Origin of the sequence: Paenibacillus thiaminolyticus (assembly GCF_003591545.1) — a bacterium.
GTDB lineage: Bacteria > Bacillota > Bacilli > Paenibacillales > Paenibacillaceae > Paenibacillus_B > Paenibacillus_B thiaminolyticus_A.
The window spans coordinates 62,836-88,998 of the sequence record NZ_QYZD01000001.1; the positions used below are offsets into that span (position 1 = coordinate 62,836).

The window sequence follows — 26,163 nt, forward strand, 5'->3', positions numbered from 1 at the left end:
CTCCGGATGTTATTCTAAACAGTATAGAACAATTCTTAATCCATAAAAACATGTGCAAGGAGAAAGGTCATGAAGCTTCTAATTGTGGAGGATGAGGTAAACATTTTAAAGGCTCTAAAAAAAGGTTTCACTAAGCTTGGCTATGCGGTTGATACGGCGGAGGACGGAGAACAAGCGCTTGAATTGTTTTATTCGAATATGTATGATCTCGTGGTGCTTGATCTAAACTTGCCTAGGATGGATGGAATTGAAGTTCTCGCCGAAATCAGAAGAGAAGACAAAACGATTCATATCATCATTTTATCGGCGCGCGCTGAAGTGAAGGATAAAATTGTCGGGCTCGATGTAGGCGCAAACGATTATCTTTCCAAACCGTTTCATTTTGCTGAGCTTGAAGCAAGGATAAGGGCGTTGCTTCGGAGAAAATTCGAGACAACCGACACCGTTATCGTGTGCAGCGATGTAAAGATTGATACGGCAACCAAAAAAGTGTTTGTAAAAGAAAATGCGATTAATCTGTCCAGAAAAGAATACGCCATATTGGAATATCTCATGATGAACAAAGGCCGCATCGTAAGCAATGAAGAATTAATTGAGCATATTTGGGAAAGTCAGGCTGACACTTATACAAATGCATTTAAGGTGCATATCCACGGTCTCCGAAAAAAACTGCCCGTGAACTTGATAAGGAATCTAAGAGGAGAAGGGTATTATGTGGAATAAAATTACTTTGAGATGCAGGCTAACCCTTCTAACTGCATTAATTTTGGCGGCCGTATGCGTTTGCCTGACTTATTTCTCGATCTTTAATGCCGGGCTGGCCTTTTCAACTCCCTCCAATAGTTCGCCGCGACTTCAAATTCCGCAGCAAGTTGATGAAGTGAAACAGGTTCCTTCACAAGGTAGCGACAATGTCTATTTTATCTACGAGAAGAACAAACGGAAATTCACCAATATAAGCATCCTGTATATGTGTATGTTTATCGTGATAGGTACGGGATTGACCTATCTGATCGCAGGAAAAGTGTTAAAACCGGTAACCGATCTGAGCAGAAACATTAGAGACATTGATGAAAATAATTTAACAACCAGAATTACGGCCATCCATAATGGCGACGAAGTTGCGAAGCTTACATCATCTTTCAATCATTTGCTTACACGCCTTGAAAACGCCTTTGAGAGTCAAAGGAGATTCGCTCAGCATGCGGCACATGAGTTTAAAACACCGCTTGCTTCGATTATGACCAATATTGAGGTTTTGCAGCTTGATAAAGACCCGAGCAAGGAAGAATACAAGGAAGTGATTGAAATTACAAAGGAAAGTACCGAAAAATTGATACAGCTTGTTTCGGAATTGCTCCAGCTTCATGTCTCTGTATGTGAAGAAAGCATGGTAAAAACCGACGCCTACGAGATGTTTGAAACGATCTTTCACGAACTAGATCCCTCAATCAAACAAAAAAACATCCGAACATCAAATGATTGCCAATGTATGATTTTAGGCATACCGGACTTGCTGTATCATGCGTTTTATAATATCGTGCAGAATGCAGTCAAATACAACAAAGATGGGGGACAAATCACGATTTCTTCCGATAAAAACAAAATCGTCATATCGGATACGGGAATCGGCATACCCGCTTCCTACATTCAGCATATTTTTGAACCTTTTTATTGCGTGGAACCTTCCCGCTCGAGAAAACTCGGTGGCAGCGGTCTGGGATTATCGGTCGTTAAGGCTATAATCGAAAAGCATGATGGAAATATTCATATTGAAAGCAACATTGGGGCCGGAACCACGATAACTGTAGAAATATAATGTTTTTTGCTTAACCGATACTTAACCATGAGTGCGTTATGATGATATTGAAGCACCCCATATTTCGCAAAACGAGGAGGACCGCCTTTGTATATTTTGCAAAAGGAAATCAAAAACCTTATCAGGAATAAGGGAAGAAACCTGTTACATTTATGATCGTTCTGCCTGTTTCAGGAAGTATGATTACCAACAAAGGAACTAGGAGGAAGGATAATGGGCTTTCTATCGAAAAAGAATGTACGATTAAACACGAGAAGACTTTTTGTGATTGTTGTTATTGCACTATTGCTTGCAACGCCCATAACAGCAAGATCAGTGTATGCTTACGATGCAAGCCCAAATAACGAGTATCGTTTGTCCGTAAATAACATGGGTATCGAATCTGATGTAAACTCAATGATCATCCATAATCAACAATATATACCGTTGAGAGCTTTTTTTGAGAGCTTGGGGGCAGCCGTAGAATGGAATCAACAGAGCAGTTCCATCACAATAAAAAACGATAAAGCGGTAATCATCACGAAGATAAACAGTACGTCATTTACGATGAACGATGTCGAAAAAGAGCTTGCATCGGCGCCTTTTCTTAAAGACAATACGACACTAATGCCAGTAAGCCTTATATCCGAACTATACACAGCCGACACGACGATCGACGAGAAGGATAAAAGGATCTCGATCGTCATTGAGCCGGAACCTGTAGATGCGACGGAAGCGATATTACATGCTTTTGAAAACCACCAGCTTGTTGCTCTGGGAGACGTCCATGGCCTCGATCAAGAACGGGATTTCATTATATCGCTTGTATCAAATCCGAAATTCACCGAAATGGTGCAGACAATTATTATCGAAACCGGGAATGCAAGGTACCAAGACTTGGTTGATCGATATATCAATGGCGCGGATGTCGATATGGAAGAGCTTAGAAAAGTATGGCGCCATCTTTCCGTTTCTGGGATGGGCCCTACGGATACAATGTCCAATGAAAAATTGTTCGAGGCCGTAAGGGCTGTAAATCAAAAGCTGCCCGCTTCAAAAAAACTCCGTATTGTTCTTGGAGATCCGCCCATTGATTGGAACCATGTAAACACGAAAGAGGATTTGGATAAATGGCTATCGCAGCGGGACACCCATATGGCCGGGGTCGTAGAAGAGGAAATCTATAGAAACAATGCCAAGGGACTCGTCATTATTGGCAGCGGCCACTTGAGTCGCAATAAACCGGGCGGAGCTGGACAGCTCGTCCCTGAACCTCCCAAAGAAGGCGAGCAAGCGCAATTTTTCAAAGAAGTGCCGGATGACAAGAGTACGAATGCTCCCATTTCCGACAAGAAACAACCGATCCAAATCAATTCCAAATCCAAATCCATGTTGCAGCTTATCGACGAAAAACATCCAGGCACAACGTATGTGATCGCGGTTCATACAGGATTTGGAGCTAAGAATGATGAATTGGAATCGAAACTTGAATCATGGGCAACCCCTTCCATTGCAGCGATAAAAGGAACATGGATAGGGGCTTTGGACAGCAGCTACGACTCGTTGGGAAGTACCATGTTTGGACCGGGGATGGGCGGTAAATCTGCGATTCCATTATCGGGCAAGATGAAGGAAGCGGACATAGACGGCTACTTATATCTAGGGGAGATTCATTCATTTACAATCACCCAGCCTTCGCCTGATATTTATAAAGATGATGCGTATTTTAACGAGTTGAATCGCAGGCACCTATTGACGAAGGGAACCCCGTTAGATCGTCAAAATTTATTAAAAGAAAAATCATCGAATTTTCTTGAAAACTATCGTACGAATCAGCCTTGATTGCTGTGCGGTTACCGATAAGATAATGGTTCACTCACGTAATTTTGTTACCCAGTGGAGGCTGTTACACAGCGTCTACTGGGTGCGCGGCGTGGGGAGACGTCACGGGGCGGGAAAGCACCGCCTCCAATTGTGGCGTAATGGAAGTGGATCTTGGGAATTCCGAAACGCCTGCAGCTGTTGGGATTGTTCAGGCGAGAGCACGGTATCGATTAACCGGGCAACGGGTCTTTTGGCCGTTCGCGAAGCACGGCGCCCCGGCGCGTTTCATCCCAATCGTAAGCGACATAGGGACTTCTGCGTGGAGTTGGGCAAGCACGATGTGAGTCAACCGATGCCTCTTGAGTAACATTTTAACTGAGTGATTGCGTCGGCTTGAGTCGGATGGGGCTTTTTTGATACAATATAAGTCTAGTCCGATTGCTGTCTTGCCGGTATCTGCGCCTTCCTGACGGAATGGCTGCGACCGAGCGGGAATCAGGATTGGCACTTATTACTGCGTGCGTTGGAGGTCGTCGATCATGGGGAAAAAGACCGATGGCAAGGTATTGGCTCAAAATAAAAAGGCGTCCCATGATTATTTCATTGAGGACACCTATGAAGCCGGTATGGTGCTCACGGGAACGGAGATCAAGTCGCTCCGGCTGGGCAAGGCGAACATCGGAGATGCGTTCGCTACGATTCGGAACGGCGAAGTGTTCGTGCACAACATGCACATCAGCCCGTTCGAGCAGGGCAACCGGTTCAATCCGGTGGATCCGACCCGGGCGCGCAAGCTGCTGCTTCATAAGGAGCAGATCAGCAAGCTGATTGGCTTGACGAAGCAGGAAGGCTATACGCTGGTGCCGCTCAAGATCTACGTGCGCAACGGCTATGCGAAGCTGCTGATTGGCCTGGGACGCGGGAAGAAGAATTACGACAAGCGCGAAGCGGCCGCCAAGCGCGATGCGCAGCGCGAGATTCAGCGGGCTCTGCGGGAGAAGCAGAAGTATTGAGCGTGTCGGTGGGGTAGACACCATCCAGTCTTCTCCCTCCTTGGCAAGAAGTGAATACACATTGTGGCCTGATTTATGGTATACTAAATGCATCGGCCGTATCGGCTTCAGGTGGAGCTGGCCGGACGATGGAATGCAATGCACCGATGTCTCGACATCTTAATCCGAGACGGACTACCCCTTGGGGTGAAGCCTCATCTGCTTCGCTTCGATTACGGGGGCGTTCTTGGATTCGACGGGGATAGTTCGAGCATGGGTAGCGGGTAGTGGGGACGCGTCCGCTTCATCAACGCTAACGCCAAATTTAAACGGCAAACAACAAACTTCTTACGCTTTAGCAGCTTAATAACCTGCTAGCGTGCTTCTACCCTGCATCGCCCATGTGCCGGGATAGGGGCTCAACTTCAGTGGGATACGCCGCGTAGTCTCCGCCTGGGGCTAACGGAAGAAGACAATCAGGCTGACCTGTGAGAAAGCCGGTTACAGGGCGTTCCCGCAGGTGACATCAAAACTGTGACTACACCCGTAGAAGCTTATGTGGCGTTATCTTCGGACAGGGGTTCGAATCCCCTCGCCTCCACCAATACCATCAGAAAAGCGACCTCGTGAGGTCGCTTTTCTGCGTTGTAAGCCATTATGGGTGACATCAATAGGGATCAATAGGGCGAACGATTTGGCGTGGCTACAGTTGGCTAATGGCAAGGGGGTATCCGCATCAGAGAAGCCGTGTGTCAAAAAGCAGTAGCAAATGGGCACAGCCTTGAACCTCTATCTACGAATGCCATCTGGGAAACCTGCGGCGTAAAGTTAACTTTTCGCAATTAATCTTGATTGGTGTAATCTTGGTATGTTTTAGCTCTTTGTTTACCATCAGAGAAGATAACTTTTCCAATCACCTTTGTATTTAGTGTAATAACAACTAGTCCAATAAAGAGAAAGCAGGTGAACAAAATGAAGCTGACGGAAATTGAAAATAGGATAGATCCAATTGTTCTAGAGCGAGGAGAAGCATACTGGGAAAACGGTCATATCGTTGCTTTTCGTGAAGTGAAGCCCCGGGTTTACCACGCCGAGGTGGAGGGAGCTGTGTTTTACAATGTCGAAATTAAACTTAGTTCGCGTGGGGAAGTCGTCCATTCATTCTGTGATTGCCCCTATGACAAAGACCCCATTTGTAAGCATGTCGTAGCTGTCCTTTTGGCAATCAGACATGCCTACCAAAAAAGAAGGCGGAATCCGATTCCGAAGGCAAGTCTGCAACTAAAAAGAATATGGCTGACCATTTGTCCAAGCTCAGTAAGGACGAGTTGGTCGCGCTGCTTGTCAATTTCTCTAACGAAATTACGGAAGTAGAGCAAGCGCTCTCACTGAAATTTATGGACGCCGGTAATAAGGAAAGCTTAAACCACTTTAAAAAAATGATACGTAGCTCTATTAAACAAAACTCTGATCGTTCTGGGTTTGTTGCTTACCGGAATGTTGCCGGCGCTGTTACGGGTGCTGAAAACATACTGAAGAAGGCGGAGGAAGCGCTGGATAGCGAAAATTACGTTCGTGCCGCAGAAATTAATTTTTGCATTATGCATGAGATGGGAGATTTGCTGCAGATGTGTGATGATTCCGGAGGAATCGTCGGAGGTCTAATTCAAGAATGTCTAAACAATATTCACCGTATATCAGTTCAACTTGAAAATAGCTCCTCTAAGGATAGAGCCGTCCTATTTCAACGGGTTCTCAAAGAGGTGCTCCATCCGAATACAATGGGCTGGAATGAGTGGCAATTGTCTCTTCTGGAAAGTGCAAGTTATTTGATTGCCTCTTCTGCGGAAAAAGATTTATGGAGTGAGTTGATCGCAAAATTAGAGGCTCATGAAAGAAGTCAGTCTTCATATGGCTCTTTTTTTACAGAGCATGCAACTATACTTCGATACCAAGTCATTCAAAAGTTTGAAGGTGACAGTGTAGCATTGAAATTTTTACAAGACCATCTCAACAATCCACATTTTCGCAAAATGGCGATTGAAGATGCCATAAAGAGACAGGAATTTGATCGAGCACTAGAGCTTGCCGAGCAAGGAGAACAACAAGACGCTAAAAAAGGCTACCATGGTCTTGTTAAACAATGGGAGGAGTATCGCTTCGAAATTTATGGTCATACTCGTCAAGTGGATCTTCAAAAGAAGCTTGCAGAGGAATTCGCAGTGTCAGGGGATTATCATTATTATATTATGTTAAAAGAATTATATAGCAGAGGTGAATGGGAAGAGGCATACGAGAGGTTATTAGCCAAATTGGAAGACGAATACAACAGGAATTGGCGAACGGAGTCCTTATATACCCGGGTGCTTGTTGAAGAGAAGGCAACGGACAAACTGCTGAATTATGTTCGGAAGAACAAGCGGACGGTACTGGACTACTATCCACACCTCGTAAGTAAATATGCAGAAGAGGTCTTTGTTTTATTTACACAAACCATATTAGAGGAAATCGCCCGCGCCTCCAATCGAAAGCAATATCAGAAAGGATGCAGAATGATTCGTGATCTCATCAAAGCAGGCGGGACAGCCCATGCGGAAAAGGTTATTGAACAGTTGTGCACCACTTATCCCAATCGGCCTGCTCTTATCGATGAACTGCGGAAGATTAAACGAGTCTAATTCGGGTGCTATCCAATGTGATTACACCCGTAGACGCCTGTGAGGCGTTATCTTCGGTCAGGGGGGCCACTCCCCCTCGCCTCACCATGAAAAGCCCGACCTCATGCGGTTTGGGCTTTTGTTATGTCTGAAATTGTCTACATTTCTTTATCTTAACACCCCACGCTTGTTCATTGATCTGCAATAGATGAAAAGTCCAAATGTCGTAATTAGTACTCCTATATCAAATAGGGATACCCAAGGGCCGAGTGTATTCCAACGATTCATAAATGCAAATGTAATAAATTCTAAACACAATTTCGAAACGGAAGATATAAGCGATATCTGCACGGCCATGCGGGAGCGGATTATAGTTGGTCTTTGCATGGGCGATCATGTTACTTGTATCTGAAATTGATTGTGCTAGTTCTTTCAGGGCTTCTTCTCTTTTCGTTCCAATTCGATCACCTTGGCGAAAATAAAGGACGACAAATGCACACTCCTTTTAATTTTTCCTTATTAGGAAGTTAGTCTATACACCAGGGATATCTAATGAATATGCTCATTATAACTGAACACAACACATGTTACATTCCCCTATCTTGCGTCCACATTTACCTGAAACTCACTGGATGACGGATTCAAGGCTCCTACGGATGCTCAACCGCAGTATAGGTAAAACAAATGTTCCATCGAGGGTATAAGCTCCATATTGATTATGTTTAAAGGGAAGGAGAAAAGGTGCAATGAAAAAAACAAAGGAGCTTAGAAACTTGATCAATTCCGAAAATTTGGAGTTCATCATGGAAGCTCATCATGGTCTGTCTGCCAAAATTGCTGAGGAGGCAGGTTTCAAGGGGATTTGGGCAAGCGGGTTATCGATCTCTGCAGCGATGGGAGTAAGAGACAATAACGAAGCTTCATGGACCCAGGTTCTGGATGTTCTGGAATTCATGAGCGACGCGACGTCTATCCCGATTCTGCTTGATGGGGATACGGGGTACGGGAACTTCAATAATGCAAGACGCCTGATCAAGAAGCTAGAACAGCGGGATATTGCAGGGGTTTGTATTGAAGATAAGCAATTTCCCAAAATGAACTCTTTCATAAACGGCCAATTACAGCCGATGGCTGATATCGAAGAATTTTGCGGTAAAATCAAGGCCATGAAAGATACGCAAACCGACGATGATTTTGTCGTTGTAACCAGAGTAGAGGCATTTATTACGGGGAGAGGACTCGGAGAGGCGCTGAGGCGGGCGGAGGCATACCGGAAGGCAGGTGCCGACGCGGTGCTCATACACAGCAAAAGGCCGGATATTATGGAGATCGAGGCGTTCATGAAGGAATGGGCCGGAAGATTGCCCGTAGTCATCGTACCTACGAAGTATTATTTGACTCCAACCGTCAAGTTTCGGGAGCTGGGGATTAGCCTTGTGATTTGGGCTAACCATAACTTGAGATCATCCATTGAAGCCATGAAACAAGTATCCCGCAGAATTTATCAGGATGAGAGCCTTGTCCATATCGAAAAGGATGTTGCAACACTGGAAGAAGTTTTCAGGCTTCAAGGGGCAGAAGAACTCGAAGCTGCGGAGCAACAATATCTTCCGGCGTCGCAGTCCGGCTCGAGTGAGGGGAAATAAATGGACACCAAGTTGTTTGGAGACGAGCTCCTAAAATTAGGATTTACCTTTTTTAGCGGTGTACCGTGCTCCTACTTGAAAAATTTAATCAATTATGCCATCAACGAATTCGATTACGTTGCAGCAGCCAACGAAGGGGATGCAGTTGCCATCGCATCCGCTGCTTATATAGGAGGACAGAAATCCGTTGTACTTATGCAAAATTCAGGACTAACCAACGCTCTTTCTCCGCTAACATCCCTTATCTACCCATTTCGTATTCCCCTGCTTGGATTTGTCACCCTTCGCGGAGAGCCGGGTGTCCCTGACGAGCCTCAACATGAACTTATGGGCAGGATCACGACACAGTTGCTGGAAATCGTGAACGTGGAGTGGCGATATCTCTCCAAAGATTTAGGGGAGGCCAAACAACAATTGATTCAGGCCAATGAGCAAATTTCCCGTAATCGGCCATTTTTCTTTGTCGTCAAGAAAGGGACCTTTGACATAGAGCCTTTGAAAAAGCAACAAAACTCTATTCACTCAAACCAGATCATACGGCATGCCCATAAAGACAATCAGATGCCTGCACGGCTTGAGGCATTAGCTGTAATTAATTCGTTGAAAGACAGGGATACAGTACAACTTGCAACCACAGGCAAAACAGGTCGGGAATTGTATGAAATTGAAGATGCCAGCAACAATCTGTATATGGTGGGCTCTATGGGGTGCATCGGTTCTTTCGGACTCGGGCTCGCCCTAAGTCAGCCTGGCAAGAATATTGTCGCGATTGACGGGGACGGTTCTTTATTGATGCGTATGGGTAGCCTTGCGACAAATGGTTATTATAGCCCCAACAATATGATTCATATTCTTCTCGATAATAATGCTCACGAATCGACAGGCGGACAAAGCACGGTATCCCATAATGTTGATTTCGTTAATATTGCCGCTTCCTGCGGTTATACGAAGTCGATCCATGTCCACAACCTCGATGAACTGAAAGCTTGTCTACAAGAATGGAAAAAGACTAAAGGGCTTACTTTCCTGTATATGAAAATATCCAATCAGTCCAAGGATCGGCTTGCTCGCCCGGGCATAAAGCCTTACGAAGTAAAAGAACGTCTACAGCGACTTATCCACGACGATTACGTAAAACTCGAGGGAGTGGAGGGCTCATGAGTTCTGCCGTAAAGAGAAACATTTTGCTTACTCCAGGTCCGGTAACGACTACAGAGAGTGTGAAATGGTCACAGGTGGTTCCAGATATATGCCCCCGCGAAGCCGAGTTTGGCGAAATTATGGAGCATATTTCCACGGAGCTCACCCGTTTGGTTGCGGATCCGGACCATTATCAGACTATATTGTTTGCCGGATCGGGCACTGCTGCCGTTGAATCCATGATTAGTTCCGTCCCGGGCAACCAAGCTATGATCATTGTCAATAATGGCGCTTATGGAAAACGGATGTGCGAGATCGCCGAGGTCTACGGAATCGATTATTTAGAATTTAGGAGTCCCTTCGATGGTGGTATTAATATGGATGCATTAGAGAGGTTCATCCTATCTTCCGATCGTCTTATTTCTCATCTCGCTGTAGTACACCATGAGACAACAACCGGCCTTCTGAACAAGGTGAAGGAAATTGGTGCATTATGCAAAAAGTATCATATCGACATGATGGTGGATGCGATGAGTTCGTTTGGTGCTATTCCGGTTCAAATGAAAGAAATGAACATTCACTTTTTGGCGTCGAGTTCCAATAAGAATCTGCAGGGAATGCCCGGGGTTTCGTTTGTCATAGCTAAAAAAAGTAAATTGGACAATTTGAAGGACAGGAAACCAAGAAGTTACTATTTGAATTTGTACGCCCAATATCAATATTTTGCGGAACATGCGCAAATGCGGTTTACACCGCCGGTACAGATTTTGTACGCGCTTAGGCAAGCCATCCGGGAATTAAAGCAGGAAGGTATGGCAAAGCGTTACGAAAGGTACATGGCATCTTGGAAAACTTTAATCAGCGGTCTAAAAAGGCTGGGTTTAACCTATCTCGTCCCCGAAGAGCATCACTCCAAGATTATTACATCCATTCATGAACCTTATGCAGGTTTTGATTTCCAATCCATGCATGATTTTTTCTACAGCAAAGGCATTATGATTTATCCTGGCAAACTGGAGGAACTAAAGACGTTCCGAATTGCTAATATTGGGGACATTACGGCCAAGGATATCGAGTTTTTTTTGGAATTGCTCGAAGATTATCTGAGTGGCACATGATCAAATACGAGAAAGGTGGAGTACCGTGGGAAGAGTAGCAAAAAATAAGTGGGTAAAATATTTGTTTATGAAAAAGAATGGTACCTTAGCGCCCTACCTGCCGGAAACCAGGAGGATGAGCCGCCAATCCTTCTGGACTCTTTTGGGAAATCATGGCTATGTCATAGTTAAACCGGTTTGGGGGAGCCGAGGACGGGGTATCATTCAAGTCTCGGATTTGGGAAATGACAGCTACGCCATACATTACGAGAGTATGAAGACGGTGAAGCGGGGAAGAGAGAATACCTATCGTTATATTAAAAGAAAAATCGGGTCTGCCGCTTATATGGTTCAACAGAGAATTAATCGCCCGACCATTAATAGGCGCCCATTTGATATGAGAGTCATCGTTCAACGGAAAAAAAGATCTCCCCGATGGGTCGTTACGGGAAAGGCAATCAAGGTGGCGGGCAAAGGTTACGTTGTTTCCAACAATACGCGGAGTCATGGACAACTGCTTAGGTTTAAGCGGGGGATCCGACGTTCATCCATTAGACATTTGTCTCTTGCCGCATTAGAATCCCGAATAGATGAGGTTTCGCTTCTTTCTGCGAAACACTTAAAAGCCTTATTCCCTAGGCACCGTATTTATGGCCTGGACGTTGCAACAGATCGCCAAGGACGCGTATCCATAATTGAAGCCAACCTTTATCCGGCGATGTCCCATTTCCTTAAGCTGAAGGATAAAATGATGTACCGCCGAATACTCTCATATAAATAAGGTTGATATAGATCCGGGATAGGGGCTCAACTTCAGTGGGATACGCCGCGTAGTTTCCGCCTGGGGCTAACGGAAGAAGACAATCAGGCTGGCCTGTGGGAAAGCCGGTTACAGGGCGTTCCCGCAGGTGACATCAAAACTGTCTACACCCGTAGAAGCCTGTGTGGCGTTATCTTAGGGCAGGGGGTCGAATCCCCTGGCCTCCACCATCAGGAAAGCCGACCGCGTGAGGCCTGCTTTTTTCCGTCTATGTAAGGGGAGCGATGAAGAAGACAGAAGGTTTGATGGGGCGCAGGGAATGGGCGATTTCGCCCCGTGGAAGGGAACTAGCGGACAAGCATACCGTTTATATAACGTATTTCCGGGCGGAAGCCCTTTTTTATTGGCGTGTTTTATGTGGCTTTTCTTTGACTAGATGTAGAACCCTCTTGACATCATAACATAGCATGTTACTATTAAACGACAGGCAGTCGGTCTGTTATAAAAGGAGGTACAAAAATGAGAGTTGTAAAAAAAGCGGATGAACGCAGGAACGAAATACTTGACGCGGCGGATGAGCTTTTCGGCCAGAAGGGCTTTGACGGTACAAGTACTAACGATATTCTCGAAAGGGTCGGAATTGCGCGGGGAACATTGTATCATCACTTCAAGTCGAAGGAGGATATTATGGACGCGCTGATTGAGCGGTATAGTGTCCGTCTTTTAGGTGCGGCGCAGGAAATTGCTGCAGATAAGAGCATACCCGTCGTTGCGCGCATTATCGGCGTTGTTATGGCACTGAACATAAGCGGCGGAAGCAGCAGCAAGGAAATTATGGAGCACATTCATAAGCCGCAGAATGCGCTTATGCATCAGAAAATACAAAGGGTCATCATCAACGGCGTTACGCCGATACTGACGGGAATCATCCGCGAGGGCATAGAGCAGGGGCTGTTCAGCACGCCGTTCCCATATGAATGCATGGAAATGGTTGTGACCTATGCGAATACCGTTTTTGATGATGATATGGTTCAAATGACGAACGAAGAGCGCGCTTCACGCATGCAGGCGTTTGTGTTCAACGCAGAAAGGCTGCTCGGTGCCCAGAGCGGAAGTCTTATGAACGTTATGCAGATGTTTGGCGACCGGGACAGTTCATTTCAGCCATAGGAAGCGGGCTTACGTCGTTCGGGCTGGGGATTTATGTTTTCCAGCAGACAGGAAAGGCATCGGCCATGGTACTTGTAACTGAAATCGGTTAAAAAGCTTGAAAACAGAGGTGGCTTATGTATTCCAGGATAATCCGCAATGACATTTTAAAGGGCAAGGCAATTACGCTGACAACCATGTTATTTGTCGCTGCTGCGGCTATGCTTGTTTCGCTAGCGGCGATACTCGTCGTCAATCTTTCTGGTGCCTGGATACGCTTATGACACAAGCGAAAACTCCGCATTTTATGCAGATGCATTCGGGCGAACATGATACTATACGGCTGAAGGCTTTTGCGGAGCAAAATCACAATGTCGAGGAATTCCAGGTGCTTGAATTTCTCATATCACAAAGGTTGGCGACAAGGCTATCATAGGCGGGAAGGAATTTACGGTTGCGGGTTTGCTTCGAGATTCGCAGATGAATTCCACGTTAGCCTCTTCCAAAAGAATTCTGATCAGTAAAAATGATTTCGAGGATCTAAGAAATCTTGGAAGAATCGAGTATCTGATTGAGTTTAGGGTAAAGGATTTGTCCAAGCTCAGCGAACTCGACGCGGCTTATGCTTCCGCGGGACTTGAGGCGAACGGACCAACGATTACATATCCGCTTTTCAAAACGATTAACGCACTTTCCGACGGGATGATGATAGGGGTTATCCTTCTAGTAAGCGTGCTTGTCGTTGCCATCGCATTTATGTGCATACGCTTTACGCTCCTCGCGAAAATCGAAGACGATTACCGCGAAATTGGCGTTATGAAGGCAATCGGGCTGCGGATCTCCGACATAAAGAAAATTTATCTCGCGAAGTACGCGGCGATTGCGGCGGCAGGCTGTATTCTCGGTTTTGCACTTTCGCTAGGAAAAGACTTTACGCCACAATGCTTGCAGTGCTTGTACTCTCGGCATTTATCATAATTGTTCCGCAAAACCTGTACAACACGATTTCCTCGGAAGGCTTCATCAAATATATGGGGATAGGTAACAGCGATATACGCATAGACATTCAGCAAACAGACACTATTTCTGAAAAAGCCGCTGAAATTATAAAAACGATGAGCAGCGACAGTGCCATTTCAAAGTATGCCGTGCTTACGACCAAAACGTTCAAGGCAAAGACGGAGGGCGGCTCGGAGGAAAGGTTAAAAATTGAGCTCGGCGACCATTCCATATTCCCTGTAGAATATGCCGAGGGCAGAGCACCCGCAGCAGAAGACGAAATTGCGCTGTCGGCTATGAACGCCACTGAGCTGAACAAAAAGGTCGGCGAAATCATTACACTGGTGATTGAGGGGAAGGAAAAAAATCTCACGGTAAGCGGCATTTATTCCGACATTACTAACGGGGTGAAGACCGCGAAGGCTGTCTTCACCGACCATTCGGCGAACATTATGTGGTACGTAATCTATGCAGAGCTTTCCGATCAATCTCTTATCGACAGTAAGGTTTCGGAATATGCGGACAGGTTTGATTATGCAAAGGTTTCGGATATTGATGAATATATGGCACAGACATATGGCTCGACAATAAGCTCCGTCGGACAGGCCTCCAATGCTGCTATTGCCGTCGCGCTGGTTATAACGGTATTGGTTACTTTGTTGTTTATGAAATTGCTTGTCGCAAAAGACAGATATTCTATTGCCGTCATGAAAGCGTTCGGTTTTACAAACTCGGATATTCAGGTGCAGTATGTTTCTCGTTCGGTATTCGTCCTGATTATCGGAATTGTTCTCGGGACCTTCTGGCTAACACGCTCGGAGAGATGCTTGCGGTGCGGTGATCTCCTCCTTTGGAGCGTCGACGTTTCATTTTACGGTCAATCCGCTTGCTGCGTATCTGTTCAGTCCGCTGCTGATGATAGGCTCGGTACTTATCGCAACTATCATCGGGACATCGGGCGCGGGACATTCAAAATTTCCGAAAATATAAAGGAGTAGACAATGAAGAGGATGATTATCGGTGATCGTATCGTAAAATCTTTTGGCGAGGGCGATGAAAAGCACAATGTTCTCGACGGAGTATCCGTTGAAATAAACGAGGGTGAGTTCGTGGCGGTGATGGGGCCTTCCGGCTCGGGAAAATCAACGCTGATGTTTGCACTGAGCGGGACGGATGGTGTTAATGGCGGAAAAGTCGTTGTTGACGGCAGGGATTTATCGGAGACCGGGGAGAATGAGTTTTCCGATATACGGAGAACAAAAATGGGATTTGTGTTCCAACAGCCGACGATGCTGAAAAATCTGAACATCCTCGACAACATCATTCTTCCGTCTATGCGGGGCAACAGAAAAAACGCCGCAAAAATTACGGAAAAAGCAAGAGCGCTTATGAAAAGGGTAGGCATTGCGGAGCTTGAAAAGCGTGACATCACACAGGTGTCAGGAGGTCAGCTTCAGCGTGCGGGAATATGCCGCGCGCTTATGAACAGCCCGAGAATTATCTTCGGCGACGAGCCTGCGGGTGCGCTCAACTCCCAATCCGCGCAGGAGATTATGGACCTATTTTCCGAAATCAACGCGGAGGGTACTGCGGTTATGCTTGTCACTCACGACGCGAAGGTTGCGGCGCGGACGGAGCGTATTATGTTTATGCGCGACGGAACCATCGTAAGCGAGCTGCAACTTCCGAAGTTTGACGGGACGAATATGGATGGCCGGATCGAGAAAGTAACGGTGAAAATGAGGGAAATCGGAATATGATTTGTTGTTTTGAAAAGACACCGAGCAGGTGTCTTTTTACTTTGTTTAAGCATGTTTTGCAGCGGAAATGTATATACTGCATAGTGTACATCCTGTACATAATAATATACTATGGAGGTGAGGAGGGGTGCATATGCAAACACTTTTGAACGCAACGGATGTACGAGCTAATTTCGGCCAATTTATTGACACAATAGTAAGAGAGAAACCGCAAGCGATTAAACGCAACAGAGATGTCATTATAGCATTCTCCAAACAGCAAATGAAGGAACTGTTGTCGGTGTATGAACTGACATTCGAATATGAACAAGATGAAGATGGCAGATATGCGGGGTCTATTGAGCAAATTGAGGACATTGTTGCAGACGGTGAGACCATCGATGAGCTCAAGCTGGAGTTAGCCCGTCAATTAATCGAATACGCGATTGATTACGAGAATAACTATTTCCGCTATTACAATACGTCTAACCGTCATAAACATGCTCCCTATATCTTGCGAGTACTTCTCGAAGACGATCTTGATTCGGTCGCAGGAATGTTTCATGCCTAGTTGGAGTGATCTGGAGAATTTTCTAAGGCGTGACGGATGGGGTATGGTGCGGCACAACGGAAGAGATAAAATCTATGAGAAAACGTTGCCTAACGGAGAAGTGTTACGAACGGCCGTATCAAAAGGTACTGGTGAGATTGGCAAAGGGTTATTCAATCGGATTCTTAAGCATCAGTTACGCGTAGACAAAGAGTACTTCAATTCGAAGAAGTGAGTACGGTATTCTCCCAAGGTGACATCAAAATCGTTATTACACCCGTAGAAGCCTGTGTGTTATCTTCGGACAGGGGTTCGAATTCCCTCGTCTCCACCATGAAAAACCCGACCGCGTGAGGTCGGGTTTTTGCCATACCAAGGAAACCGCTCTTCTTTGAGCAGTCTCTAACACTTACAGCCGCCCGTTATCGGTATTCCAACATTTTGGCCAGGGAAGGGCACATAATCTGTCCGTCATTCGATTTTTTTACAATACGGAAATTTTATGTTCTGTTTAGCACTAAATTGACGAGAAAATTCTGTACCAAAAACAACTTCCTCTCATTTGCGATCGAGCGGCAGCGGTAATATCCGGTTAACTTATATATTGGTCGTTAATCAGATTAAATTTTCGTGCTAATCCATAGACGTGCTCGGTTACTTCTGTCAGTCACTATTGTTATACTAATTACCCCAACCGGGAAAGAGTTGGTGACGTTGATGGCAATCACTTCTTTAACGGATAAATATTTAACTTGGTTCATCTATCTTTTAAATTTCGCAGTGTCTGATCATACTCGTTGATCACGTCTGCGAGGGATTGTACAAATTCATCGCTTTCCTTCAGGTCAGGTACCTTTGTTGGCTTTTTTGATCGTAATCTCTTCACTGGATTGATTCACATCAATACTAACCGTATCGCCTTGCTCCAATCCAATTTGTTTTAAAGCATCTGTCATTGTTATACCTAAGCTATTGCCGAATTTCGCCACTTTTCGTTCCATTGCAACCACCCTAGTCATTAAACTCCCTCCCTATCATCTTATTCAACCGTTATAACAATAATACGATTTAGCTTTCGGAATTCAATCTAAATGATGATTTGATAATTCTTTGCAAGCATGTTTGCCTTTTCTATTTCGTAATTTATCCACATGGGGTGTTGTTTGCTAGACCTCAAAAAGGGGGATTCTGCTTGAAAGTTCTTGAAACGGATCGACCAGTCCTTTGTTGGTTATCAACTGATGATGCGGAGTTTATGCTGGAGCTTCTGAATACTCCCTCATGGCTGGAGTTCATCGGCGACAAAGGCGTGAGAACCGTCGAAGCTGCGCGTGACTATATTTTGAATGGTCCGGTTGAAATGTACGTCCGCTTGGGCTTCGGGCTGTACTTAATTGAACGGAAAACGGACGGTGTCCCATTAGGAATCTGTGGATTAATGAAGCGGGATACATTAGAAGATGTAGATATTGGATATGCATTCCTCCCGAGGCACTGGGGGAACGGATATGCCTATGAGTCAGCTTCTGCATTACTCACGCATGGAAAAAATATCTTGAGACTGCCTCGCATTGTGGCGATAACATCTCCCAGCAATCAACGTTCCGCAAAGCTTCTTGAAAAACTAGGATTGCATTTTGATAGCATGGTTACGATTTCTAATGATGGACGAGACCTTAAATTATATGGTTGAAGGAGATACGACATCCTCATAACAAGTGTTCGTAGCTGGCATCTTCCTTCACAGATATTAGTACTTAGCTGGATTCCCATATCACGCAATCTTGGGCAAAATTATTACAAAGGTTGGGGCTAGCGTAAGCGTTACGAGGGAATGGATTGGAGGAAGTGCCGTGACGACAAAAACAGAAACGGTCTTAACTAAGCAGGGAAAGAGCTTTACAGATTATCGGCATTTGACGATTACGGATGCAACGCAGACCTGTATTCTTAATATCATTAAAGGCCGGCTGTATTCCGACAGAAAGACGAGGAATCCGACTTATGAGCCGTATCCTACCAAGCAGGAAGCTCTCGACAGGTTGAATGCATTGGCGGGCGAGTTCAAGGGCCAAGGGTTCATCGAAGCATCGCGGGATGTTTTATTTCAATTCCAGAAAAAAGAACTGGTTGTGTACGATAAGGCGAAATGGCATTACGAGGGCGAGTTCCCGCGAGAATACCTCAATATCCATAACGATATTTATACGGCTGTTGATTTCACGGAAATATTGGCAGCGGGCTTGCCGACGATCTATCATGTAGACGATACTATCGAGAATTATCGCATCATCGAACCGGTTATTTCGGAACGGCACCGCGACTGGAAGCGTCGGCATCATTCCTGAACTCTTTAGATGGTTTTGAAAAGGGGTTGCATACCCTGCCAATCGCTTGTAAGGTACCGTCAATTGCATCCTCTGTGATGCCTTTGACGGTTCTTTTGCGTTCAAGGAATGCTGCCCTTGTACGTTTGCTGATTCCGAACAACCAGAGTGTTATACCCAATTTCACCATGCACCAATTTGCTCCAAATGAAACCTCGTTCCCCATTTTCCTGTATTATAAGATAAGATGGAATCTTTTCGAGGGGGAGCGCAGCATGGGAATCTTGTCGAGGTTCAAGGATATTATGGCAAGCAATGTGAATGCTTTATTGGATAAGGCGGAAGATCCGGAGAAGACGATTGATCAATATATGCGGAGCTTGAACCAGGACCTGGGCAAGGTGAAGGCGGAGACAGCTTCGGTGCTGGCGGATGAGGGAAGGGCCCGCAGGGCGTTGGATGAGTGCAATGCCGAGATCCGCAAGCTGCAGCGTTACGCGGAGAAGTCCGTGGAAGCCGGCAAGGAAGAGGAAGCGCACAAGTTCCTCGAGAGGAAGGCAGCGCTGGCAGGGAAACAAAGTGAATTGCAGACGGCTTATGAATTGGCTTCGGCCAACGCCGCACAGATGAAGCAAATGCAGGATAAGCTGGTAGCGGATATCGCCCGGCTGGAAGCGCGGCACGCCGAGCTGAAAGGGAAGCTGGCGGCTATCAAGATGAATTCCGGCGGCACTACCTTGGGTGATGTCAATTCCTCGTTCGATGTCCTGGAGGAGAGGGCGAATCGCGCCTTGGATGAAGCGATGGCCTTGGCCGAGCTTCGAGCAGGATCGAAGGAAGACGATCTGGATGACCTCATCGCACAATTGGAGAAGGATATGCGGAATAATGCGAATCCGCCCACCAATGCGGAAGATGAATTGGCTGCACTCAAAGAGAAATTGAACAAGAAGGAATAGTGGCTTCTTTGTAGATAGGGGTGAGCAGATGCCGGTTATCGAATATAAATGTCCGAACTGCGGCAGCGGGATGGAGTTCAATGCAGATACAGGAATGTTATCCTGCCGCAGCTGCGGAAGGGAAGACAATATCGAGCGAATTCCCGATCCTTTGATGAAGCAAGTGTTTTCGGAAGAAGATGAGACCAGAGAATATCATTGCAATAGCTGCGGAGCCGTCATTATCACCGAGGCGGAGACGAGCGCAACGAACTGCAATTTCTGCGGATCGGCCGTCGTGCTCGGCGATCGGTTGACCGGGGAACTGGCTCCGGCGAAGATTATTCCTTTTTCGATCAGCAAGGAACAAGCGATGAAGGCCTTCCGCAAATGGTGTCGAGGCGGCTTGGTGACGCCAAGCGGGTTTATGACAGCGGATCGAATCAAAGGAATCACCGGGTTGTATGTGCCGTTTTGGCTGTATGATTTGCATAATGAAGTCGAAGCGCATGCCCGTGCTACGAGAGTGAGCACGTACAGATCAGGAGAGTACGAGTATACTAAGACGGATTACTATGACGTATACCGGGAAATCCATCTCGATTACGTAAGGGTACCGATTGATGCTTCGAAGAAAATGAATGATGAACTGATGGATAAATTGGAGCCTTTTCCTTATGATAAGCTGGAACGCTTCAAAACGCCGTATCTAGCCGGTTACATTGCCGAAAAGTACAGCTATAACGAGGAACAGCTATACCCCCGGGTTAAACATAAGGTAGAAGACTATATCCGCTCTTATATTAAGTCAACGGTGTCGGGATATACGACCGTGAACTATACCGATGTCAACATTGATACCGAACTGGAGCGTTCCGATTATGTCCTGCTTCCGGTATGGATGGTGAACTATGATTACAATAAAAAGGAGTATACTTTTGCCATGAATGGCCAGACGGGCAAGGTGGTCGGCAAGCCTCCGATTAGCAAGGGGAAAGTGGCTGCATGGTTTGCCGGGATTTCGGCCGCCTCTTTCCTTGTCATGTATGCGGTGTCCTCCTGGGTTTTGGGAGGTGGATTGTGGTGAGAAGGAAGAGAGCGATCCTCGCCTTCCTGTTCTTCTTCCTCATGATGCTGGCCATCCCGATGGACATCATTGCGGGTGAAGCGGCCGCGACGGACGAAAAGCAGTTGATTTTCGATACAGCGGAGCTGCTTACTTCGCAGGAGATTGAAGAGCTGAACGCGTTGGCGAATCAATACGGAGCCGAGCGGGAAACGGATTTTATCATTGTTACGATCAACGGCCCGGAAGCTTATGATGTGAAGGCAATGACGCAGGATTTCTACGATAATTATGGGCCCGGCTACGATAAGCCGCATGGCAATGCCGCCATTTTGATGGTGGATATGGCGCATCGGGAGATATATTTAGCTGGATTTTACAAAGCGGAGACCTATCTAGATGATGCCAGAATGGACAATATACGAAGCAAGATATCCTCGTATATGTCAGCCGGCGATTATAACCTCGCTTTTCAAAAATATATTCAATTGGCACATAAATATATGGGATTCCGTCCAGGGGTTAACCCGGACAATCTCTTGTTCAATACGTGGGTGCAATTGGGCATCGCGCTGGTCCTCGGAGGGGGCATCGTTACTTTGATGGTCCTTCGTTCGGGCGGCCGGGTTACGGTCAATTCCCGGACTTACGAGAATGCGAGTACTTCAGGCGTGGTTGCTCACGAGGACAGGTACCTTCATACCAATACCACGAGACGGAAAATTGAACGAAGCAGCAGCAGCGGCTCAAGCGGCGGAGGCGGAGGGACCACGTCAGGCGGCCATTCGCATAGCGGCAGCAGAGGATCATTTTAGAGAATTAGCGAAGGGACGGGATGAGGATGGGATTCTTCAGAAACCAATTTGCGAATGTAGTCGAATGGGAAGAATTTAGAGATGATATGATCTTTTGGAAATGGAGCAACCGGGAGATTAAAAAAGGCTCCAAGTTAATTATCCGCGCCGGACAAGACGCGATTTTCGTTAATAACGGCAAGATCGAGGGGATTTTCAAGGATGAAGGGGAGTATAACATTGATTCCGACATCATCCCTTTCCTGTCCACGTTGAAAGGGTTCAAATTCGGCTTCAACAGCGGGATGAGAGTGGAGGTCCTGTTCGTGAACACGAAAGAGTTCACCGTCCGCTGGGGAACGCAGAACCCGGTTCTGATCCCGTCTCCACAGCTTCCGGGCGGCATGCCTATTCGCGCCAATGGCACGTTTAATTTCAAAGTGAACGATTACGTAACGCTGATCGATAAGGTGGCCGGGATGAAGGACAGTTATCTGGTCGAGGATGTGAAAATCCGAATTATTTCCGTGCTGGATCAGCTGTTAATGAAGTGGATCAGCCGAGAGGGGAAGGACATGTTCAACCTGCAGGCGAATGCTTCCGATATTGCCGCAGGGATACAAGGGGACCTGGACATGCAAGTGATGGACACCGGCCTGACGATTACCGGCTTTCAAGTGATGAGCTTCAATTACCCGCAAGAAATTCAAGATATGATTACGAAGACGGCTTCTCATGAGATGATCGGCAATCTGCAGAAGTACCAGCAGGTGACGATGACGGACGGCATTGCCTCTGGCAAAGTAAAAGGCGGCGGCGCCGCTTCGGACATGGCAGGCATGATGATGGGGATGAACATCGCCAATGAAATGATGAAAAATATGAATCAAAATCAAAAGCCTGTGGCCGAGACCGCGCCTGCCGCTTCTTCTCCTGCGGAAGGCAATCAAAAGCCAAACTTCTGCCCGAACTGCGGCACCAAAAACGAAGGAGCTAACTTCTGCCCGAATTGCGGTCACAAGCTGAACTGACCTGGGGCATCCGCAAGCCGACCTGCAAGGTCGGCTTTTTTTAGGCTTGGTGACATGGAAGAGACTATAGGTCATCCGCAATGCCTAACAAGGCGATGCCGGCGATGACTAAGACAATAATGGCATATTGCCTCTTGTTCAACTGCTCCTGGAGACAAATCGGGACAGGATGACCGAAAAAATGCTGTAGGAAGCAATCAGGGGGGGCCGCAATGATGGCGTTGCTGGACCTGGTGAACACATAGAAGAACTGTCCCGTTGTTTCAAACAGGGCGGCATCCCCTTTTACGCGTTCTTGGGAAATACGGAATGGTTTGATGAGAACGGTCTGCAGTTCACATTATGCCCCCGCACGTATAGTCACTCAAAGTATTGAAGGTACACGTCCTCCAGATTCGGCTTTACGGCTCGGGATTCCATATGCTCCAGGGCTTCATCGTGAACGATTCGTACCCAGATGCCGCTTGAATCGCTCGTAATGTGGCTAACTTTGAAGCGGGACTGCACCTCGGCCAACTCAGACTCCGGGACGCGCACTTCATGAACCTTGCCTTCCATGCCGGTCAGGATGCGTGCAGGTTCGTCTTTGACAAGAAGCTTGCCCTCCTTCAGCAGAAGAATTTGCTTCGAGATAAACTCAATATCGGACACGACATGGGTTGCGATGAGTACAATTTTATTCATGGCGATGGTCGATATGAAGTTGCGGATGCGAATGCGTTCTTTCGGATCAAGTCCTGCGGTTGGCTCATCCAGGATCAAAATCTTCGGATCATTTAGTAACGCTTGGGCAATAAGAATACGCTGCTTCATTCCACCAGAGTATGCGCCAAGCTTCGTATCCGCATCCTTACGCAGGTTCACGATGTCGAGCAGATCATTGATTCTTTCTCTGGCTTCCGGCGCCTTGATTCCTTTGAGAGCGGCGATATACCATAAAAACCTCCGGCCCGTGAAATGATGATATATTCCTTGCTGCTGAGGCATGTATCCCAAAATATTCCGATACTCCTTACCGAGACGAGAGATGCTCTGATCGTTATATCGAATCTCTCCTTCATCCTGCCTCAACTGAATCGTAATCAGATTCGCCAGCGTAGACTTGCCTGCCCCATTCGGACCCAATATGCCGTATATTCCGGGGGAGAACTCGGCACTGAAGCGATCCAGCGCTGTTTTTTGCCCTTTGTTATAGCGCTTCGTTACACGATCAATCGTCAGTTCCAACGTTAATCCCCCTTCCAAGTAAAGCTATTGAATGTCCGCCACGCGCCAAGGGCACACCCAACGCCAAGAAGAAACAGTATTCCATAATAGATGCTCATGTTCAGCGCATACTGTGATGTTGGAAAGGCATGGTACAGTTGAAAAATAAGATTGAAAGATATGTTGCCGAGTGACTTCCATCCCATATACTGCAGACCAAGCGGGATGATCACGATAGCTGTTGAAATTAATAGCAGGATCGCTTGTTTGCGGACAAGTATCTCCAGGAAGAGAATGACATGAACGAGAAGCAGCACTCCTCCGATCTGGAGCACACCCATCAGGAGGACATATTGCAGGATGCTCAACGATCCCTGTACATGCCCGAGCACCTCGATGCTCTGAACCGGGGCCTGCCAATCAATCTCAGGGTAATGCCTTAGCATATTATAGAATTTCGGTATCTGGAGCAGGAGGAGCAGGAAGACACTGTAGAGATAGGCAAGGCCATGCTTGGAGAGGAACAGTCTCCCCCTACCGTAACGGGTGCTCCTAAGTATAGCCATCATCCCATACCTGTAATCGAGGGCGAATAGCGGACTTACCCCGGCCAGCAATAAGACGGTATACAATAGGCCATCCCGCAGATCCGATTGCTCCCGGTTGAACAGCGCATCGGAAGATGTCACATTCACGAAGCTTCCTATAATTCCACAGCCGTCCTCCAATCTCAGTAAATAATCTCTCTGCTGCTCAATGTACTGAAATGCTTTCGCTTGCTTGGCGAACTCCTCCAGCTTCACCTTTTCTGTATTGTAGGCCGTAAAATCAATGCTGCCGGACATATATTGGTCATACCAATAAGCGAATAGCCGCGGCAGATTATCATATTTTTCCCTTTCTTCCTGCAGGAAGTTTAGCTTGTCTTCATTTATTATGCCGCTGATACGATCCAAATAACGGTTATAGACGATGGAATCGTATTCGAACCTTCGTTCATCCCAATCGATCTGCTGGTATACGATAACTCCGGCGAGCACCAGCAGGAGAATACATTTGCCGGAGATGAACAATTTATAACCTTCATGCATCAATATGGAATTGGTGCGTCGCAGCTTGAACCACGCGGCATTCAGTCTTCCCCGCCAGCGATCCCAAGGAAGCCGAGATCCGATGCCGGTATCGGACACATAAAGCCACGCACATAGTACGGGAAACAGAATCATCACAGCCCCGCCAATCCAACAGGTCAATGTCGTCTTCTTCACTGGGTATCCGAACACATTCAGGTTGCGATAATCCGCAAGAAGCTGGAATGAATCGTAGAAAGCAACCACATTCATATATTTCAACATATTCAGGTAAGAATTCGGATGAATAACCGAATAGGATAGGAAGCTGATGCCGAGTAACGCTATAGTTGCCAGGTAGATTCCTCCGGCACGGCGAAATAATAAGAATAAGGCGGCAAGCGTCCAGGCAAATAACAGGTTCGCAGCTACCTTCAGTACCAGATACAGGACAAGGAACTGCCCCGCTGTCAACGCCTCGACTGCTCCCTGAAATGACGGCATGGATTGAATATAACGGTGAAGGTCTCCAAAGCCATAGAGTTGTTCGCTAACAACCAAAATCGATCCATGATATAAGAAGCTTAGCAGCACGGTCAGTAGGCTTAGAACAACCCATTTGGCCCCCCATAGGCCAAGCAGGCCATTGCGCGTGGAACGGAGGAGGCGAGTCAGCCCTTCTTCCTTCTCAACCTGGAACAAAATGATACATAGCAGGAACAAGAGCGCAGCCAGGCACATATCCGTGGACTGCAACCGCGTGCCTGAGGTGAGCCCTTCTTCAAGTCCTAACTGTAGCGGCAATCCGCGTAGAGGTTCGAAATCTTGCACCGTCTTCCCAATATTACGGTAGGAGTAAGTGCCTTCCTGATAGAAGATGGAGACAGAAAGCATCTCTTCTGCCCGAGCGTTCATTTCCTCCATCGTTCGCCGATACTGGTCCATATGCTCGTACTGCTTTTTGATTCGTTCGATGAGATATAAATCCCGGCCAATCAGCTCCGGATTGCCTGCATACGGGCTTTGTTTATAACGTTTATACGCCTGAGGGTGGACTTGCTTCGCTTCATTAACAGCCTGTTCCCAGATCTCCTCGGCCATCCTGCCTTCTTGGGCAAAGGTGCTATACAAAGCCAACAACTCCGCTTGTCTTGTGGCTAATGCCCGCCCCTCATCGGTTGGCAAGCTTCGATATTGTTGCTCTAGGCGTTGATACTCGTCTTTATGTTGAATCAGAGCCATTTGTTCCCGGAACTGCGTATTATAGTAGAACAGCACATTGCCGATCAGGAGCAGGACGGCCAGAAGGGCAAAGACTCGTCTATGCCACACCTTCAACAGTTCATATCCGATTAATGTCATGAGGAACTCCTTGCATTA

23 protein-coding genes, 1 other RNA gene and 1 pseudogene are annotated in these 26,163 nt (G+C 46.6%); 22 read left to right on the plus strand and 3 right to left on the minus strand.

The annotated features are described in order from the left end of the window. The first annotated feature begins 69 nt into the window (after positions 1-69). The 16 genes and pseudogenes from DQX05_RS00310 (at position 70) to DQX05_RS32965 (ending at position 16,586) form a co-directional block, all read left to right on the plus strand. Positions 70-723, plus strand: coding sequence for a response regulator transcription factor (locus DQX05_RS00310; protein ID WP_119789905.1), 654 nt, complete (start codon positions 70-72; stop codon positions 721-723). Then, positions 713-1,819 (plus strand): sensor histidine kinase, encoded by a 1,107-nt coding sequence (locus DQX05_RS00315; RefSeq protein WP_119789907.1) that lies wholly within the window; start codon positions 713-715, stop codon positions 1,817-1,819. The genes DQX05_RS00310 and DQX05_RS00315 overlap by 11 nt, the downstream gene beginning before the upstream one ends. 213 nt (positions 1,820-2,032) lie before the next feature. Next, positions 2,033-3,640 (plus strand): copper amine oxidase N-terminal domain-containing protein, encoded by a 1,608-nt coding sequence (locus DQX05_RS00320; protein ID WP_119789909.1) that lies wholly within the window; start codon positions 2,033-2,035, stop codon positions 3,638-3,640. Between the two features lie 521 nt (positions 3,641-4,161). Continuing rightward, positions 4,162-4,635, plus strand: a complete 474-nt coding sequence (smpB, locus tag DQX05_RS00325) for an SsrA-binding protein SmpB (protein ID WP_119789911.1) — start codon at positions 4,162-4,164, stop codon at positions 4,633-4,635. 216 nt (positions 4,636-4,851) lie between these two features. Then, positions 4,852-5,218: a transfer-messenger RNA gene (gene ssrA, locus DQX05_RS00330) on the plus strand. 368 nt (positions 5,219-5,586) lie between these two features. Further along, a complete protein-coding gene (locus DQX05_RS32960; RefSeq protein ID WP_119789913.1) occupies positions 5,587-5,988 on the plus strand; it encodes an SWIM zinc finger family protein in 402 nt (133 codons plus the stop codon). Further along, positions 5,907-7,292: a hypothetical protein gene (locus DQX05_RS00340; protein ID WP_182914601.1), complete on the plus strand. Its 1,386-nt coding sequence runs from the start codon at positions 5,907-5,909 to the stop codon at positions 7,290-7,292. The genes DQX05_RS32960 and DQX05_RS00340 overlap by 82 nt, the downstream gene beginning before the upstream one ends. A 725-nt stretch (positions 7,293-8,017) precedes the next feature. Beyond that, positions 8,018-8,917 (plus strand): phosphoenolpyruvate mutase, encoded by a 900-nt coding sequence (gene aepX, locus DQX05_RS00350; protein ID WP_119789917.1) that lies wholly within the window; start codon positions 8,018-8,020, stop codon positions 8,915-8,917. Next, positions 8,918-10,078, plus strand: a complete 1,161-nt coding sequence (gene aepY, locus DQX05_RS00355; protein ID WP_119789919.1) for a phosphonopyruvate decarboxylase — start codon at positions 8,918-8,920, stop codon at positions 10,076-10,078. It begins immediately after the preceding gene. Further along, a complete protein-coding gene (locus DQX05_RS00360) occupies positions 10,075-11,175 on the plus strand; it encodes a 2-aminoethylphosphonate aminotransferase (protein ID WP_119789921.1) in 1,101 nt (366 codons plus the stop codon). The genes aepY and DQX05_RS00360 overlap by 4 nt, the downstream gene beginning before the upstream one ends. Positions 11,176-11,200: 25 nt before the next feature. Further along, positions 11,201-11,935: a YheC/YheD family protein gene (locus DQX05_RS00365; protein ID WP_119789923.1), complete on the plus strand. Its 735-nt coding sequence runs from the start codon at positions 11,201-11,203 to the stop codon at positions 11,933-11,935. A 498-nt stretch (positions 11,936-12,433) separates the two neighbouring features. Continuing rightward, positions 12,434-13,084 (plus strand): TetR/AcrR family transcriptional regulator, encoded by a 651-nt coding sequence (locus DQX05_RS00370; RefSeq protein WP_119789925.1) that lies wholly within the window; start codon positions 12,434-12,436, stop codon positions 13,082-13,084. Between the two features lie 116 nt (positions 13,085-13,200). After that, positions 13,201-15,060 (plus strand): annotated as a pseudogene (locus DQX05_RS00375) (ABC transporter permease). A 3-nt stretch (positions 15,061-15,063) separates the two neighbouring features. Further along, the gene (locus tag DQX05_RS00380; protein WP_119789927.1) at positions 15,064-15,822 is read left to right on the plus strand and encodes an ABC transporter ATP-binding protein; all 759 of its coding nucleotides are present in this window, start codon (positions 15,064-15,066) and stop codon (positions 15,820-15,822) included. A 133-nt stretch (positions 15,823-15,955) separates the two neighbouring features. Continuing rightward, positions 15,956-16,372 carry a hypothetical protein gene (locus DQX05_RS00385; protein ID WP_119789929.1) on the plus strand — a complete coding sequence of 139 codons (417 nt, stop codon included), beginning with the start codon at positions 15,956-15,958 and terminating at the stop codon, positions 16,370-16,372. Next, on the plus strand, positions 16,365-16,586 hold the full coding sequence (locus DQX05_RS32965; protein ID WP_119789930.1) for a type II toxin-antitoxin system HicA family toxin: 222 nt from the start codon (positions 16,365-16,367) through the stop codon (positions 16,584-16,586). Before DQX05_RS00385 ends, DQX05_RS32965 begins: the two co-directional genes overlap by 8 nt. A gap of 610 nt (positions 16,587-17,196) precedes the next feature. Here DQX05_RS32965 and DQX05_RS00395 read toward each other — a convergent pair. Next, the gene (locus DQX05_RS00395; protein ID WP_259391712.1) at positions 17,197-17,370 is read right to left on the minus strand and encodes an AbrB/MazE/SpoVT family DNA-binding domain-containing protein; all 174 of its coding nucleotides are present in this window, start codon (positions 17,368-17,370) and stop codon (positions 17,197-17,199) included. Positions 17,371-17,543: 173 nt separating this feature from the next. On the opposite strand from DQX05_RS00395, the gene DQX05_RS00400 reads away from it, so the two are divergent. The 6 genes from DQX05_RS00400 to DQX05_RS00425 all read left to right on the plus strand — a co-directional run bounded on the left by DQX05_RS00400 (position 17,544) and on the right by DQX05_RS00425 (position 22,507). Beyond that, positions 17,544-18,044, plus strand: a complete 501-nt coding sequence (locus tag DQX05_RS00400) for a GNAT family N-acetyltransferase (protein WP_119789932.1) — start codon at positions 17,544-17,546, stop codon at positions 18,042-18,044. A gap of 160 nt (positions 18,045-18,204) precedes the next feature. After that, complete coding sequence (locus DQX05_RS00405) at positions 18,205-18,699, plus strand: hypothetical protein (RefSeq protein WP_119789934.1); 495 nt, start codon at positions 18,205-18,207, stop codon at positions 18,697-18,699. Positions 18,700-18,953: 254 nt separating this feature from the next. Then, on the plus strand, positions 18,954-19,637 hold the full coding sequence (locus DQX05_RS00410) for a PspA/IM30 family protein (protein ID WP_119789936.1): 684 nt from the start codon (positions 18,954-18,956) through the stop codon (positions 19,635-19,637). 28 nt (positions 19,638-19,665) lie between these two features. Then, on the plus strand, positions 19,666-20,703 hold the full coding sequence (locus tag DQX05_RS00415) for a TFIIB-type zinc ribbon-containing protein (protein ID WP_119789938.1): 1,038 nt from the start codon (positions 19,666-19,668) through the stop codon (positions 20,701-20,703). After that, entirely contained in the window at positions 20,700-21,497 is a 798-nt protein-coding gene (locus tag DQX05_RS00420; RefSeq protein WP_119789940.1) for a TPM domain-containing protein, read from the plus strand. Before DQX05_RS00415 ends, DQX05_RS00420 begins: the two co-directional genes overlap by 4 nt. 26 nt (positions 21,498-21,523) lie before the next feature. After that, positions 21,524-22,507 carry an SPFH domain-containing protein gene (locus DQX05_RS00425; protein WP_119789942.1) on the plus strand — a complete coding sequence of 328 codons (984 nt, stop codon included), beginning with the start codon at positions 21,524-21,526 and terminating at the stop codon, positions 22,505-22,507. 360 nt (positions 22,508-22,867) lie between these two features. Here the strand turns inward: DQX05_RS00425 and DQX05_RS00435 are convergent, their stop codons facing one another. Together DQX05_RS00435 and DQX05_RS00440 are read right to left on the minus strand one after the other, a co-directional pair. Next, a complete protein-coding gene (locus DQX05_RS00435; protein ID WP_119789944.1) occupies positions 22,868-23,734 on the minus strand; it encodes an ATP-binding cassette domain-containing protein in 867 nt (288 codons plus the stop codon). A 2-nt stretch (positions 23,735-23,736) separates the two neighbouring features. Then, positions 23,737-26,145: a hypothetical protein gene (locus DQX05_RS00440; RefSeq protein WP_119789946.1), complete on the minus strand. Its 2,409-nt coding sequence runs from the start codon at positions 26,143-26,145 to the stop codon at positions 23,737-23,739. Positions 26,146-26,163: the final 18 nt, after the last annotated feature.